The 15,797-nt window shown below is 56.1% G+C and carries 12 protein-coding genes and 1 riboswitch; of the genes, 4 read left to right on the top strand and 8 right to left on the bottom strand.

Features of this window, described 5'->3' with window-relative positions:
* Window positions 1–254: 254 nt before the first annotated feature.
* Complete coding sequence (gene murI / locus INF86_RS07375) at window positions 255–1,106, bottom strand: glutamate racemase (protein ID WP_023298885.1); 852 nt, start codon at window positions 1,104–1,106, stop codon at window positions 255–257.
* Window positions 1,051–2,898, bottom strand: coding sequence for a TonB-dependent vitamin B12 receptor BtuB (btuB, locus tag INF86_RS07380; RefSeq protein WP_193543387.1), 1,848 nt, complete (start codon window positions 2,896–2,898; stop codon window positions 1,051–1,053). The genes murI and btuB overlap by 56 nt, the downstream gene beginning before the upstream one ends.
* Window positions 2,899–2,963: 65 nt before the next feature.
* A riboswitch (cobalamin riboswitch) is annotated at window positions 2,964–3,140 on the bottom strand.
* Between the two features lie 104 nt (window positions 3,141–3,244).
* Here btuB and trmA point away from each other — a divergent pair.
* Complete coding sequence (trmA, locus tag INF86_RS07385) at window positions 3,245–4,345, top strand: tRNA (uridine(54)-C5)-methyltransferase TrmA (protein ID WP_193543388.1); 1,101 nt, start codon at window positions 3,245–3,247, stop codon at window positions 4,343–4,345.
* A 90-nt stretch (window positions 4,346–4,435) separates the two neighbouring features.
* On the opposite strand, the gene INF86_RS07390 is transcribed toward trmA, so the two are convergent.
* Together INF86_RS07390 and fabR are read right to left on the bottom strand one after the other, a co-directional pair.
* Complete coding sequence (locus tag INF86_RS07390) at window positions 4,436–4,795, bottom strand: YijD family membrane protein (RefSeq protein WP_017383113.1); 360 nt, start codon at window positions 4,793–4,795, stop codon at window positions 4,436–4,438.
* A gap of 9 nt (window positions 4,796–4,804) precedes the next feature.
* Entirely contained in the window at window positions 4,805–5,443 is a 639-nt protein-coding gene (fabR, locus tag INF86_RS07395; protein ID WP_003862059.1) for an HTH-type transcriptional repressor FabR, read from the bottom strand.
* Window positions 5,444–5,639: 196 nt separating this feature from the next.
* Here fabR and sthA point away from each other — a divergent pair, with 196 nt between their 5' ends.
* Window positions 5,640–7,040 (top strand): Si-specific NAD(P)(+) transhydrogenase, encoded by a 1,401-nt coding sequence (sthA, locus tag INF86_RS07400; RefSeq protein WP_003862057.1) that lies wholly within the window; start codon window positions 5,640–5,642, stop codon window positions 7,038–7,040.
* Here the strand turns inward: sthA and oxyR are convergent.
* The 4 genes from oxyR to argC form a co-directional block, all read right to left on the bottom strand.
* Window positions 7,023–7,940: a DNA-binding transcriptional regulator OxyR gene (oxyR, locus tag INF86_RS07405; protein WP_022649783.1), complete on the bottom strand. Its 918-nt coding sequence runs from the start codon at window positions 7,938–7,940 to the stop codon at window positions 7,023–7,025. The two genes, sthA and oxyR, sit on opposite strands and share 18 nt — an antisense overlap.
* 305 nt (window positions 7,941–8,245) lie before the next feature.
* Complete coding sequence (gene argH / locus INF86_RS07410; RefSeq protein ID WP_193543389.1) at window positions 8,246–9,619, bottom strand: argininosuccinate lyase; 1,374 nt, start codon at window positions 9,617–9,619, stop codon at window positions 8,246–8,248.
* A 105-nt stretch (window positions 9,620–9,724) separates the two neighbouring features.
* Window positions 9,725–10,501, bottom strand: coding sequence for an acetylglutamate kinase (gene argB, locus INF86_RS07415; protein WP_094948456.1), 777 nt, complete (start codon window positions 10,499–10,501; stop codon window positions 9,725–9,727).
* A gap of 6 nt (window positions 10,502–10,507) precedes the next feature.
* A complete protein-coding gene (gene argC, locus INF86_RS07420) occupies window positions 10,508–11,512 on the bottom strand; it encodes an N-acetyl-gamma-glutamyl-phosphate reductase (RefSeq protein ID WP_193543390.1) in 1,005 nt (334 codons plus the stop codon).
* An 88-nt stretch (window positions 11,513–11,600) separates the two neighbouring features.
* Here argC and argE point away from each other — a divergent pair, with 88 nt between their 5' ends.
* Both argE and ppc read left to right on the top strand, forming a co-directional pair.
* A complete protein-coding gene (gene argE, locus INF86_RS07425; protein ID WP_015569956.1) occupies window positions 11,601–12,752 on the top strand; it encodes an acetylornithine deacetylase in 1,152 nt (383 codons plus the stop codon).
* A 306-nt stretch (window positions 12,753–13,058) separates the two neighbouring features.
* Window positions 13,059–15,710, top strand: coding sequence for a phosphoenolpyruvate carboxylase (gene ppc / locus INF86_RS07430; protein ID WP_022649787.1), 2,652 nt, complete (start codon window positions 13,059–13,061; stop codon window positions 15,708–15,710).
* Window positions 15,711–15,797 lie beyond the last annotated feature (87 nt).

The following is a 15,797-nucleotide window of genomic DNA, read 5'->3' on the forward strand; positions in this document are numbered from 1 at the left end:
AATTGTTAAAGAGCAGTTGCAACGCGGCTTTCAGCTCATCGTTGCGAGGTCCCGTATATTACGTTTTCCTCATTCAGAGTCAAGCAATTATTTTCACTTTTCTCTGTTGGCGTTCATCTCTGAACCCCGCTGTCCCGGCGGCTTGTAAGCCGTTGTTCCGTGTCAGTGGAGGCGCATTATAGGGAGTTCTCCGACGTTGACAACCCCTCTTTGAAAAAAAACGTTCAACCGTCTCTTTTTTGCTCAAAACCGTGCTACAGCGCCAGTTTTTCGAGCGTTTCGAAGCCATAACGACGTAAAACGGGCAAAAGTTGTTCGGTTTCTTTTGTTATCGCCATACAGAAAGCGATGTTCGCATCCGCTGATTTCGCATCCGGCGCCTCGTGCTCCAGTAGCCAGGCCGTCCGACGCGCAATCGCAGCACCGGAATCCACCAGCCGGGTCCCTTCAGGCAAAACCTTTAACAGCTCTTCCTGTAATAGCGGGAAATGGGTGCAGCCGAGAACAACCGTATCCGGTGGTTCCTGCATCCGCAGCCATGGACGCAGAATGCGACGCAGCTCTTCAAGCGATACCGTCTCGCCGTGCAGTTTCGCTTCCGCCATTTCCACCAGCTCCGCGGAGCCGAGCATGGCGATCTGGCATTCATTGGCAAAGCGCTCAATAAGCTCACGCGTATAAGGACGTTTTACCGTACCGCGTGTCGCCAGCAACCCCACGATACCGTTCGCCGTCAGACGCGCCGCAGGTTTGATTGCCGGGACAACGCCCACAACCGGGAACGGGAATTTTTCGCGCAGGGCAGGAAGAGAGACCGTGCTTGCCGTATTACAGGCAATAACCGCCAGCGCCAGGGGATAGCGCTTTTGTACCGCAGTGACGATTTCAATCACACGCTCAACGATAAAGTCTTCACTCTTTTCCCCATACGGGAACGCGACGTTATCGAAGGCGTAGATGTAATGGAGATCCGGCAGGAGCTGCCGAATCTCATCATAGACCGAAAGCCCACCGACGCCGGAATCAAACACCAGCACGGTGGGACGCGGATCAGAAGGTGTAGCTGCCAGACAAGGTGTATTCCCGTCCTGCAGTTTGGTAGCCATAAACTGTCTCGTAATCTTTATCGAACAGGTTGGCTATTTTACCACGAACTGTGAGATGTGAGGTGACAGGATATGAAACCGCGACGTCCCACAGGCTGACGCCGCCCATTTTAACTTTCTCTGACGGATAGGTTCCAAAGTCGGTGTCGTAGCGCGTGCCGAGATAGTGATACGTCAGGCTCCAGTCAACATCATAGATCTGCGTATCAAGCTGATATTTCACCTGCTGTTTAGCACGACGGTCCAGAAGTTGATTGGTTGCCGCATTGCGGGCATCCACATAGTCGTAGCCCACAGTATGCGTCAACGGACCCGTATCAAACGACGCTGTCGCTTCTACACCTTTAATGCGTGCTTTGCCGACATTGTAATATTGCTGCAGGTTATTGTTGAAGTCGATGAGATTATCAACGTCATTACGATAGCCGGATACGCGCCAGCTTACGCCTGCCGTCAGGCCTTCAAACGCCCCTTCCCACTGTTTGCTCTCTTCAGGATCAAGATGGGTATTGCCGTAGAAGCCATAGAGCTGACCCAGATTCGGCGCTTTATAGGCCGTGCCATAAGAGGCTATGAAGCGGTAACCGTCAACGAACTCCCAGGCTGCGCTACTTTGCCAGGTACCATGGCGACCAAACTGAGAGTTGTCATCGCTGCGGGCCGCCGCCTCCAGAGTGAAATCTCCAAACTGCTGCAACCCAGTCAGGTAGACGCCAGTGTTACGCAGGTCATAGGCGTTGGTTACGTAGTTGGTACCCGGCTCGGTGCTCTGTTTCTGCCAGTCAACGCCCGCGCCGATGTTGCCATGCCCCACGTCAACTGAGTTGGTCCACTGAACATTGTACTGTTTGATTTCATCCAGGGTTGCTGTGGAGTCATAGCGTCCAAGGTGCGGATCGTAATTGTAGTCTTTGCTGTGACTGTAGCTGGAGAGCAACTGTGAATGGAAAACATCCCGGTTAAACCGCAATCCGGCATCCCAGGTCTGGCTATAGAGTTGGCGGGTATCAACCAGCACATCAGGGGTGAATGAACTGTAATAGCCGTCATAGGCGGTACGGTTGCTGTAACCATAGCCGCGAACGAAACCACTCCATTGCTCAGAGAAAGCATGCTCCAGTGCGCCGTAGAGCGTTTTATTCATAAAGCCGTCGCGATCGGTCTGGGCAAGGCCGCCGTTATTACCGTCAGCAACGACGTCAAAGCCTTTTGTGTAGGTGTAATCCCCCGCCAGCGTAACGCGCGTACTTTCACCCAATGTTTGCTGGGTGCTGCCAACATAATTCTGGAAGCCGTGTGTCCCAACGCCAGCATTCAGCGTTGTGCCATCCTTCGCACGCGTAGTGATAATGTTGACTACACCACCGATCGCATCCGAGCCGTACACCGCCGAACGCGGTCCACGAAGATATTCGATGCGCTGCACCAGGGAGATCGGAAACTGGCTGAGATCGGACGACCCCGTGACGCCCGCCTGGTTAAGACGGATCCCGTCGACGAGAATCAGGACATGGCTGGAGTTCGTACCGCGTATAAAGAGAGAAGAGAGCTGCCCCATCCCGCCATTTTGTGCCGTATCTACGCCAGGCAGGCGACGCATGACATCCAGAACCGTGGTGGATTGCCAGCGGTCGATATCGGCCCGCGTCACGACAGAAGTCGCAGCCAGAACAGATTTTTCAGGTTGTTCGAAACGGTTTGCTGTCACCACCAACGAGTCGGCGCTTTCCTGCGCCCAGCCCGAAAATGCCGTGACGGAAAACGCCGTCAACAGCGATACTTTTTTAATCATTGTTAAAGCATCCACAATATAAGAAGGATGCCGCAGGCCTCATCGATAGCACGCGATGATGAAACCAAATGCGACGTGATCCCGGCAGGTCTTCGGGCTGGGTGGCGTTATACGGATGAAGACTTCCCGTTTTCACAGTGTCTACAACTCTCATCCCGCCAGTCTTTACCGCTGCGCGTCAGCTCCAGATTTGCACTGGATTCCCTTTTCACTCTCAGGAGACCGGAAACAGAATGCTACAATTAGACACGTATAGATGTCCAGATAGCTATTAGCCATTAAATCTGGACATCCACTGCACAATCCCTACAATCCCCGCGTAATTCTTTATCACTCAGGACGCATCATGACCCCCGAACACCTCCCGACAGAACAGTACGACGCACAGCTGGCAGAAAAAGTTGTCCGCCTGCAAAGTATGATGACGCCTTTCAACGCGCCCGTTCCCGAGGTGTTTCGTTCTCCGGTCAGCCACTACCGTATGCGCGCTGAGTTTCGCATCTGGCACGATGGCGATGACCTGTACCACATCATTTTCGATCAGCAGACGAAATCCCGGATTCGCGTAGACAGTTTCCCGGCGGCGAGTGAGCTTATCAACCAGCTAATGACGCTGATGATCGACGGTGTGCGCACTAATCCGGTGCTGCGCAACAAGCTGTTCCAGATTGACTACCTGACCACCCAAAGCAATCAGGCCATTGTCTCTCTGCTCTATCACAAAGCGCTGACCGACGAGTGGCGCGAGCAGGCAGAAGCCCTGCGCGATGCGCTGCGCGCGCAGAACATCAACGTGCACCTGATTGGCCGCGCGACCAAAACCAAAATCATGCTGGACCAGGATTACATCGACGAGCGCTTGCCGGTGGCAGGAAAAGAGATGGTTTACCGTCAGGTGGAGAACAGCTTCACCCAGCCGAATGCGGCAATGAACGTGCAGATGCTGGAGTGGGCGCTGAATACGACGGAAGGGTCGACGGGCGATCTGCTGGAGCTCTACTGCGGTAACGGCAACTTCTCGCTGGCGCTGGCGCGTAACTTCGAACGCGTGCTGGCGACGGAAATCGCCAAACCGTCGGTGGCCGCCGCGCAGTACAACATCGCCGCTAACCATATTGATAATGTGCAGATCATTCGTATGGCGGCAGAAGAGTTTACCCAGGCGATGAACGGCGTACGTGAGTTTAACCGCCTGCAAGGGATTGATTTGAAGAGCTACCAGTGTGAGACAATTTTTGTCGATCCGCCGCGCAGTGGCCTGGACAGCGAAACCGAGAAGATGGTGCAGGCGTACCCGCGTATTTTGTACATCTCCTGTAACCCGGAGACGCTGTGCAAGAATCTGGAAACATTAAGCCAGACGCACAAGGTTGAACGTCTGGCGCTGTTCGATCAGTTCCCATATACGCACCATATGGAGTGCGGCGTACTGCTCACGGCGAAGTAATGTGGGCCTTGTAGGGCAGGTAAGCGAAGCGCCACCTGCCAAAAAAGCCGGATGGCGCTTCGCTTATCCGGCCTACAATGACAAAACCCTTTACTCTGGTAACTGGCTCTTGCGGCTACGCATGCGAGAGCCAATCCAGAACACCAGCGCCACAGACAGCACCGCAGGCAGGAAGTTAGAACCGATATCCGGATACTCTGCACGCACGACGGTGCTGTACAACAGTACACCCAGAATAAAACAGGCTGCGGCCAGCCCCGGTAACCCAACCGGCATGGTGCGGTTCAGATAACGTTGATGCAGGCAATACACCGTCAGCACCAGCGCGATAATCGGGAAAATCGAGAACGGTACAATTGAGCTGAAAACCGCCGCAAACGTACCGTTAATGGATAAGCCAGCGATCAATGCCAGCAACAGCGTTCCTTTATCCTGACCTGACTGTTTCATTACTCACCTTCACTCATCGTTTTGATGTGCCAACTTCTCTTGTTCACGGCGATACCAGTAGTACGCACCTTTAGAAATCATCCGCAGCTGCAATACCAGTCGCTCTTCGAGTTGCTTACGTTGTTCAATGCTGACATCCAGCGCTTCGGCACCCGCACTGAAAACAATGGTCACCATCGCCTCGGCCTGTGCTTCAGTAAACGCACGCGGCATATGGTTTTCGAGTTCAAGATAGTCGGCAAGTTCCGCGATGAAATGCTGAATTTCACGCGCGACGGCGGCACGAAACGCCGCCGACGTGCCAGAGCGCTCGCGCAGCAAAAGGCGAAACGCGTTAGGGTTATTGCCGATAAATTCCATAAATGTCGACACGGAGGTGCGGATCACGCTGCCGCCTTTGGCAATACGCTGACGCGCCTGACGCATAAGCTGGCGCAGCATCAAACCGCTCTCGTCGACCATGGTCAGGCCCAGTTCATCCACATCACGGAAATGACGATAGAAGGACGTTGGCGCAATCCCGGCCTCGCGCGCCACTTCGCGCAGGCTTAAACTGGCAAAACTCCGCTCAGCACTCAGTTGACTGAATGCGGCTTCCACCAGCGAACGCCGGGTTTTCTCTTTTTGTTGTGCTCTTACGCCCATCACGATAGTTGAATCCTTCCAAAGGCCCGTTGGCACTATACCAGAGAATAAAATTAATCTGTTTACCTGGCTTTGTGAATGATTGTTTACGCGCGGTTTGTGCTCCACTGCCCGAAAAAAGCACAACGATAATTGGGTTACCCAGGCAATGATGTTATTATTCTGTTGCTTTTATGTATAAGAACAGGTAAGCCTTGCCATGCCACATTCCTACGATTACGACGCAATAGTTATTGGTTCCGGCCCCGGCGGCGAAGGTGCTGCTATGGGTCTGGTAAAACAGGGAGCCAGAGTAGCGGTTATTGAGCGCTACCATAATGTCGGCGGCGGTTGCACCCACTGGGGCACCATCCCTTCGAAAGCCCTCCGCCACGCCGTTAGCCGCATTATCGAATTTAACCAGAACCCTCTTTACAGCGACCACTCCCGACTTCTTCGTTCTTCCTTTGCCGATATCCTGAATCACGCAGACACGGTCATTAACCAGCAGACGCGCATGCGTCAGGGTTTCTATGAGCGCAACCACTGTGAAATTCTGCAGGGTAACGCGCATTTTGTAGATGAACACACCCTGGCGCTGGAGTGCCACGACGGTTCGGTTGAGACGCTCACCGCTGAAAAATTTGTGATCGCCTGCGGATCGCGCCCATATCATCCGGCAGACGTGGACTTCTCTCATCCACGCATTTACGACAGCGACTCCATCCTCAGCCTGCACCACGAGCCACGCCATGTGATCATCTATGGCGCGGGCGTGATTGGCTGTGAATATGCGTCGATCTTCCGCGGCATGGAGGTCAAAGTTGATTTGATCAACACCCGCGACCGGCTGCTGGCGTTCCTCGATCAGGAGATGTCAGATTCCCTCTCCTACCACTTCTGGAACAGTGGCGTGGTGATTCGCCACAACGAAGAGTACGAGAAAATCGAAGGCTGCGACGACGGTGTGATCATGCACCTGAAATCTGGTAAAAAGCTGAAGGCGGACTGCCTGCTGTACGCCAACGGCCGTACCGGCAACACGGATTCATTGCAGCTGGAGAATATCGGGCTTGAAACCGACAGCCGCGGTCAGCTCAAGGTCAACAGCATGTACCAGACTGCGCTGCCGCACGTTTACGCGGTCGGCGACGTTATTGGTTACCCAAGTCTGGCCTCCGCTGCTTACGATCAGGGCCGCATCGCCGCACAGGCGCTGGTGAAAGGTGAAGCGACGGCGCATCTGATCGAGGACATCCCGACGGGCATCTACACCATCCCGGAAATCAGTTCTGTCGGCAAAACCGAGCAGCAGTTGACGGCCATGAAGGTGCCTTACGAGGTGGGTCGTGCCCAGTTTAAACACCTGGCGCGCGCACAAATTGTGGGGATGAGCGTGGGTACGCTGAAGATCCTGTTCCATCGCGAGACGAAAGAGATCCTCGGTATTCACTGCTTTGGTGAACGTGCCGCGGAAATCATTCATATCGGCCAGGCGATCATGGAGCAAAAAGGTGGTGGCAACACCATCGAGTACTTCGTTAACACCACCTTTAACTACCCGACCATGGCGGAAGCCTATCGGGTAGCTGCGCTGAACGGCTTAAACCGCCTGTTTTAACGCGTTGTCGAAATGGCCATCCATTGCACCACGGATGGCCTCTGCCAGCTGCTCATAGCGGCTGCGCAGCGGTGAACCCGGACGATAAACCAGGCCGATCGTGCGACGCGGCTCTGGCTTAATACACGGCAGATAGACCACGCCATCACGCTTACGCTCGCGCGGCACGGCCAGCGCAGGCAGCAGCGTAATGCCACTTCCCGCCGCGACCATGTTACGCAGCGTTTCCAGGCTGGTTGCGCGGAAATGGGTATCTTCATCTGCACCCGCTTCGAAGCAGAAGCCCATCGCCTGATCGCGCAGACAGTGGCCGTCTTCCAGCATCAGCAGCTTTTCTCCGGCCAGATCGGCCATCGGCACGCGATCGCGGTTCGCCCACGGGTGATCTTCATAGATCGCCAGCATCATCGGCTCATCGAACAGCGGTACTTCAATAAACGCTTCACTCTCTTTGACCAGCGCCAGGATCGCGCAGTCGAGCTTGCCGCTGTCTAACTGCGCCAGCAGCTGATGGGTTTGCGCTTCATGCAGGTACATTTCGAGTTTCGGGAACGTCTGGTGCAGCAGCGGAATGATTTGCGGCAACAGATACGGGCCAACGGTTGGGATCAGGCCAATATGCAGCGGGCCGGACATCGCCTCCCCCTGCTGGCTTGCCATTTCCTTGAGCACTTTGACCTCGCGCAGTACGGTGCGCGCCTGATCCACCAGCAGCAGACCTGCCTGCGTGAACAGTACCTTACGACTGGTGCGCTCCAGCAGCATCACGCCCAGCTCATCTTCCAGCTTGCGGATCTGACCGCTCAGCGTTGGCTGGCTGACGTGGCAGGAGTCTGCCGCGCGGCGAAAATGGCGATGCTCAGCTAACGCTACCAGGTATTCAAGATCACGAATATTCATTATTCATCCTCCGTCGCCACGATAGTTCATGGCGATAGATAGCATAGCAACGAACGATTATCCCTATCAAGCATTCTGTTGAATAATACATCACATAGACGAGGCGGCACGTGTTTGACCCAAAACGACCCCGCACCGTCAGCGAGTTTCTCTCAAAACTCGAAAAACTAAAGCCAACGTGAACTTTTGCGGACCCCGTGGTCCGCTTTTTTTTGCGTATAAAAAAGCCCGGCACTAAGCCAGGCTCCGTTTTTCTCCCTCTCCCTGTGGAAGAGGGCCGGGGTGAGGGCACCAGCCCGCACAAATCAAACCAACCGGTTTTTCGCGTCCGCAATCGCCTGCGCTACCTGCTTCGGCGAGACTCCACCTTTCGCTGCACGCTTATCCAGGCAGGATTGCAGGGCCAGAATCGGGTAGACATCATCCCCGATAACCGCGCTGAATTTTTGCAGGTCGGCAAGCGCCAGCTCTTCAAGGGCTTTACCCTGACGAATCGCTTCCACTACCGCTTCACCCACAATATGGTGTGCCTCGCGGAACGGTACGCCTTTCGCCACCAGGTAGTCCGCCAGCTCGGTAGAATTAGCATACCCCTGCTGCGCCGCTTCCTGGCAGCGCGGACGCTTCACCTGAATGCCGTCCAGCACCAGCGCGCCCATATGCAGACAGTCGAGCCAGGTGTCGAGCGCGTCGAACAGCCCCTCTTTGTCTTCCTGCATATCTTTGTTGTACGCCAGCGGCAGCCCTTTCAGGGTCATCATCATGCCGGTCAGCGCGCCCTGCACGCGGCCACATTTCCCGCGGATCAGCTCCAGCGCGTCCGGGTTTTTCTTCTGCGGCATCAGGGATGAGCCGGACGTCACGCGGTCGGACAGCTCGACGAAGCCCGCTTCGCCAGAGTTAAAGAAGATCAGGTCTTCGGCAAAGCGCGACAGGTGCACCATCCCGATAGAGGCATTCGACAGCAGCTCCAGCACGTGGTCACGGTCAGAGACGCTGTCCAGGCTGTTGCGGGTGGCGGAAGCAAAGCCCAGCCAGCCTGCCAGCTGCTCACGGTCGATTTCATAAGCCGTACCGGCCAGCGCGCCGCTGCCCAGCGGGCTGACGTCCAGACGCGTTAAGGTATCCTGTAAACGGCTCTCATCACGCGCCAGCATCTCAACGTAGGCCAGACACCAGTGCGCAAAGGTCACCGGCTGTGCGCGTTGCAGGTGGGTATAACCCGGCATCACCGCATCTTGATTGTTCTGCGCAGTGTCCACCAGCGCGCTCTGCAGCTGACGATTCGCCGCCAGCAGTTCGCCGACGGTCTCTTTACACCACAGCTTCAGGTCGGTCGCCACCTGGTCATTACGGCTACGCCCGGTATGGAGCTTTTTACCCAGCTGGCCGACTTTGTCGATCAGTTTGCCTTCCACCCAACTGTGAATATCTTCGGCATCGCTCTGGAGGATTTGCTGCGGATCCAGACGCACCTCTTCCAGCAGATTATTCAGCGCCTCTTCCAGCTGCTGCTGTTCCTCTGCGGTCAGCACGCCCACGGTCGCCAGCGCTTTGGACCAGGCCACAGAGCCGACAATATCCTGTTCGGCCAGGCGGTAATCGAAGCGCAAAGAGTCATTGAACTGTTTGAACCGCTGATCCGCTGCCTGTGTAAAACGCCCACCCCAAAGTGCCATAACGAATTTCCTTAATGATGATATTTTTGCCCGGTGGCGCTGCGCTTACCGGGCCTACAAAATTCCCGTAGGCCGGATAAGCGAAGCGCCATCCGGCACAGAATCTTAAGCCAGAATACGCGTACCAATCGGCGTACCGTTAAACAGCGCCGGGAGTTGCTCCGCGTGACGCCAGGAGGCGATATCCACCGGGCGGCCCAGCGTGCGGGCCGCATCCAGCGCGGCGTTCACTTTAACGATCATGCCGTCGGTGATAATGCCCTGATCGATCAGCTGTTCGGCTTTTGCGGCGGTCATTTCCGCAATGCGCTGGCCTTTGCCGTCCAGAATGCCGCTCACGTCGGAGAGCAGGATCAGGTCTGCGCCCAGCGTGGCCGCCAGCGCCGTCGCCGCCTGGTCCGCATTGACGTTCATCAGCTCGCCCTCTTCGGTCACGCCGATTGAGCTCACCACCGGCAGAAAACCACCTTCCAGCAGGGTGTTAATCAGCTTAGGCGAACCTGGCTGCGCCAGTCCAACATGGCCAAGCGCTTCGTCGAGCTGGGTCACTTTCACGCTATCGCCATCGCCAAGACAGAGGCCAACGGACGCGATGTGGTGCTTCTTCGCCCACGCCAGCAGCGTTTTGTTCGCCGTCCCCGCCAGCGCACCAGTAATAATGTCAATCTGGTCGGCAGGCGTGACGCGCAGGCCATTTTTCTTAATCACCGGCAGGTTGAGCCCTTTCATCAGCTCGTCCACCACACAGCCGCCGCCGTGGACAATCACCAGCGGACGTTGATGTGATTCACGATAGTTCACCAGCGCGGTAAACAGGCGCTCCAGCGCTTCTTCGCTGTCCAGCAGTACACCACCGAGTTTGATAATTAATGGGTTCATCATCACACCTTAAATAAGAGCCTGCGTTTCAGGGAAGCCGAAACGAATATTTGCACACTGCATTGCCTGTGCGGCAGCGCCTTTGAGTAAGTTATCTTCCGCGGCGACCACAATCAGGTGCTCGCCCTGCACGGCAAAGCCGATGTCGCAGAACGGCAGGCCGACCACGTTTTTTAGCGCTGGTACGCCTTTGTCATACAGACGCACCAGTGGTTTATCCGCATACGCCTGCGTGAAGACTTCGCTCACCTGGTCTTTGGTCACACCCGGCTTCAGGCGGCAGGTAATGGTTTCAAGGATCCCGCGCGGGAAGCTGCCGAGGTGCGGGGTAAAAATCACCTCCGCGCCCAGATGCGTGGTGATTTCAGGGTGATGACGGTGATTGAACACGCCATACGGCTGAAGGCTCACTTCGCAGAAGCTGTTGGAGATAGCGGCCTTGCGCCCGGCGCCGCTCACGCCGCTGGTGGCGTTGATCACCGGCCACTGGTGCAGATCCAGCAGACCGGCGTCGATCAATGGCTTCAGCGAGAGCTGCGCCGCCGTCGGGTAGCAGCCCGGCACGGCAATCAGGTTCGCTTCTTTCAGTTTATCGGCGCTCCACTCCGCCAGGCCGTACACCGCTTTTTCAAGCAGATCCGGATGCTGATGGGTGAAACCGTAATATTTTTCGTAGAACGCGCTGTCGTTTACGCGAAACGCGCCGGAGAGATCGAAGACCACGCAACCGGCTGCCAGAAACTGCGGCGCCAGGTCGTGACTGACCTCGTGTGCGGTGGCTAAAAACACCACGTCAACGCCGTCGGTAAACTCGCTGATGTCAGACATGGCCTGCAAAGGCAAATCAACCACGCCCTTAAGTTGTGGATGCAAATCGGAAATTAACTTTCCGGCATCATTGCTTTGCGCTGACACGGTCAAAGCGGTTATGGTCATATGTGGGTGGCGATTCACGTAGCTTACAAGCTCTGCGCCCGCATAACCGCTAGCGCCTACAATCAGCGTATTCAACATCGGGTTCCTTTATGCTCAACGTTAATGTATTTTTATTCACATTTATTGCATGAATATTGATACTATCACGACCTAAGGTGTGTCAACAATGAAAATGAACTTACCGCCATTTATCGAGATTTACCGCGCCCTGATTGCCACACCGTCCATCAGCGCAACGGAAGAAGCGCTGGATCAAAGCAATGAGTCTTTAATCAATCTGCTGGCGGGTTGGTTTAGCGATCTTGGGTTTAACGTTGAGGTTCAGCCCGTCCCCGGAACACGTCACAAATTTAACCTGCTCGCCAGCACCGGACATGGCGCTGGCGGCCTGCTGCTGGCTGGTCACACTGACACCGTGCCGTTTGACGATGGCCGCTGGACCCGCGATCCGTTCACCCTGACAGAGCACGACAACAAGCTCTACGGTCTCGGCACGGCGGACATGAAAGGCTTCTTTGCTTTTATCCTCGACGCGCTGCGTGACGTGGACGTGACAACGCTGAAAAAGCCGCTCTACATTCTGGCGACCGCCGATGAAGAGACCAGCATGGCGGGCGCACGGTATTTCTCTGAAAACACATCGATTCGCCCGGACTGCGCGATCATCGGTGAACCTACCTCTCTGCAACCGATTCGGGCGCACAAAGGCCATATTTCTACCGCAGTGCGCGTGCTGGGCCAGTCTGGTCACTCCAGCGATCCGGCGCGCGGCGTGAACGCCATTGAGCTGATGCATGACGCGATTGGCCGCATCATGACCCTGCGCGACGATCTGAAAGAGCGCTATCACTACGAGGCGTTCACCGTGCCGTATCCGACGCTGAATCTCGGCAGCCTGCACGGCGGTGATGCGTCCAACCGTATCTGCGCCTGCTGCGAACTGCATATGGATATCCGTCCTCTGCCGGGCATGACGCTGAGCGATCTGGATGGCTTACTGAACGAAGCGCTGGCACCGGTCAGCGAGCGCTGGCCGGGACGTCTGACGGTCTCCGAACTGCATCCGCCGATTCCAGGCTACGAATGCCCGCCTGACCACCAGCTGGTTCAGGTGGTGGAAAAACTGCTCGGGGAGAAAACCGACGTGGTGAACTACTGTACCGAAGCGCCGTTTATTCAGACCCTGTGCCCGACGCTGGTTCTGGGCCCTGGCTCCATCAACCAGGCCCACCAGCCGGACGAATATCTCGAAACCCGCTTCATCAAGCCCACCCGCGAACTCATTACCCAGGTTGTGCATCACTTCTGCTGGCATTAAAACGGCCCCTCACCCTGCCCTCTCCCCAAAGGGGAGAGGGTGTTCAAGTACCCTCTCCCCTTTGGGGAGAGGGTTAGGGTGAGGGGAGTAAATCCCGCGATCTCCGTCACATTCCCATAAGCATCTCTTATCTGACGCAATACGAATTAAATTTCGTAAATTGCCCGCATTTATTCATCTGCTGAACCGTTTTCGCAGCAATTGACGACGGGGGTTTTACGTGGCTTTATAAAGGGAGATGACAAAATAATGTCCAGAAAATTTTCGCCTGGGCATAAACAAAAATGATGGGGTGACTGGGTTTTTATGAACGAACAATATTCCGCGTTGCGTAGTAATGTCAGTATGCTCGGCAAAGTGCTTGGAGATACCATCAAAGATGCGTTGGGGGAGAACATCCTCGACCGTGTTGAAACCATCCGCAAGCTGTCCAAATCTTCCCGCGCCGGTAACGAGGCCAATCGTCAGGAGCTGCTCACCACCTTGCAGAACCTCTCTAATGATGAGCTACTGCCCGTTGCCCGCGCCTTCAGCCAGTTTCTGAACCTGGCAAACACCGCTGAGCAATACCACAGCATTTCGCCAAAAGGCGAAGCGGCCAGCAACCCGGAAGTCATTGCCCGCACCCTTCGTAAACTCAAAGACCAGCCCAACCTCAACGAAGCGACCATCAAAAAAGCGGTGGAATCCCTTTCGCTGGAGCTGGTGCTGACCGCACACCCAACCGAAATCACGCGTCGTACGCTGATCCACAAAATGGTGGAAGTGAACAACTGTCTGAAGCAGTTGGATAACAAAGACATTGCCGACTACGAACGTAACCAGCTTATGCGCCGCCTGCGCCAGCTGATTGCTCAGTCCTGGCACACCGATGAAATTCGTAAGCATCGCCCAAGCCCGGTCGACGAAGCCAAATGGGGCTTTGCGGTGGTGGAAAACAGCCTGTGGGAAGGGGTGCCAAACTACCTGCGCGAGCTTAACGAACAGCTGGAAGAAAATCTGGGCTATCGCCTGCCGGTCGACTTTGTGCCGGTTCGCTTCACTTCCTGGATGGGCGGCGACCGCGACGGCAACCCGAACGTGACGGCGGAAATCACCCGTCACGTCCTGTTGTTGAGCCGCTGGAAAGCAACCGACCTGTTCCTGAAAGATATTCAGGTGCTGATCTCCGAGCTGTCGATGGTAGAAGCGACGCCGGAACTGCGCGCGCTGGCCGGTGAAGAAGGTGCCAGTGAGCCGTACCGTTTCCTGATGAAAAAACTGCGCGGTCAGCTGATGGCCACGCAGGCCTGGCTGGAAGCGCGCCTGAAAGGCCAGCGCCTGCCGAAGCCGGAAGGTCTGCTGAGCCAGAACGAACAGCTCTGGGAACCTCTGTACGCCTGTTATAAATCGCTTCAGGCCTGCGGGATGGGCATCATTGCCAATGGCGAGCTGCTCGACACCCTGCGCCGCGTGAAGTGTTTCGGCGTGCCGCTGGTGCGTATCGACGTCCGTCAGGAAAGCACCCGTCATACCGAAGCGCTGGGCGAGCTGACCCGCTATCTCGGCATTGGCGACTATGAAAGCTGGTCCGAAGCCGACAAACAGGCGTTCCTGATCCGCGAGCTGAACTCCAAGCGCCCGCTGCTGCCGCGCAATTGGGAGCCAAGCAATGACACCCGCGAAGTGCTCAACACCTGTAAAGCGATCGTGGATGCGCCGAAAGGATCGGTGGCCGCCTATGTGATCTCCATGGCGAAGACCCCGTCCGACGTGCTGGGCGTTCACCTTCTGCTGAAAGAAGCGGGCATCGACTACGCTCTGCCGGTAGCACCGCTGTTTGAGACTCTCGACGACCTGAACAACGCCAACGACGTGATGACCCAGTTGCTGAACATCGACTGGTATCGCGGCTTTATTCAGGGCAAGCAGATGGTGATGATTGGCTATTCCGACTCCGCGAAAGATGCGGGCGTGATGGCAGCCTCCTGGGCGCAGTATCAGGCGCAGGATGCGCTAATTAAAACCTGCGAAAAAGCCGGTATTGAACTGACCCTGTTCCACGGACGCGGCGGTTCAATTGGTCGTGGCGGTGCGCCTGCACACGCGGCGCTGCTCTCCCAACCACCAGGAAGCCTGAAAGGCGGACTGCGCGTGACCGAGCAGGGCGAGATGATCCGCTTCAAGTACGGCCTGCCGGAAGTGACCATCAGCAGCCTGTCGCTCTATACCAGTGCGATCCTGGAAGCCAACCTGCTGCCGCCGCCGGAGCCAAAAGAATCCTGGTGCCGGATTATGGACGAGCTGTCTGACATCTCCTGCGATCTGTATCGCGGCTACGTGCGTGAAAACAAAGACTTTGTGCCTTACTTCCGCTCAGCCACGCCTGAGCAGGAGCTGGGTAAACTGCCGCTCGGCTCGCGCCCGGCCAAGCGTCGTCCTACTGGCGGCGTTGAATCCCTGCGCGCCATTCCGTGGATCTTTGCCTGGACGCAAAACCGTCTGATGCTGCCAGCCTGGCTGGGTGCCGGTGCGGCGCTGCAAAAAGTGGTGGAAGACGGTAAGCAGAGCGAACTGGAAACCATGTGCCGCGACTGGCCATTCTTCTCTACCCGTCTGGGCATGCTGGAGATGGTCTTCTCGAAAGCCGACCTGTGGCTGGCGGAATACTACGATCAGCGTCTGGTGAAACCCGAGCTGTGGGCGCTGGGTAAAGAGCTACGCGAGCTGCTGGAAGGCGACATCAAAGTGGTGCTGGATATCGCTAACGACTCCCACCTGATGGAAGACCTGCCGTGGATTGCCGAGTCTATCCAACTGCGTAACATCTACACCGACCCGCTGAACGTTTTACAGGCTGAACTGCTGCACCGTTCGCGTCTGGCGGAAGAGGAAGGTAAAGAGCCGGATCCGCGCGTTGAACAGGCGCTGATGGTGACGATTGCGGGCGTTGCGGCGGGGATGCGTAACACCGGTTGATCGGTTTTGCCGGGTGGCGCTTACGCTTACCCGGCCTACAATAGGCTTTTCGTAGGCCCGGCAAGCGCCAGCGTCGCCGGGCAATAC

The sequence above is a fragment of the Enterobacter cloacae complex sp. I1M genome, assembly GCF_014982425.1.
Classification (GTDB): domain Bacteria; phylum Pseudomonadota; class Gammaproteobacteria; order Enterobacterales; family Enterobacteriaceae; genus Enterobacter; species Enterobacter intestinihominis.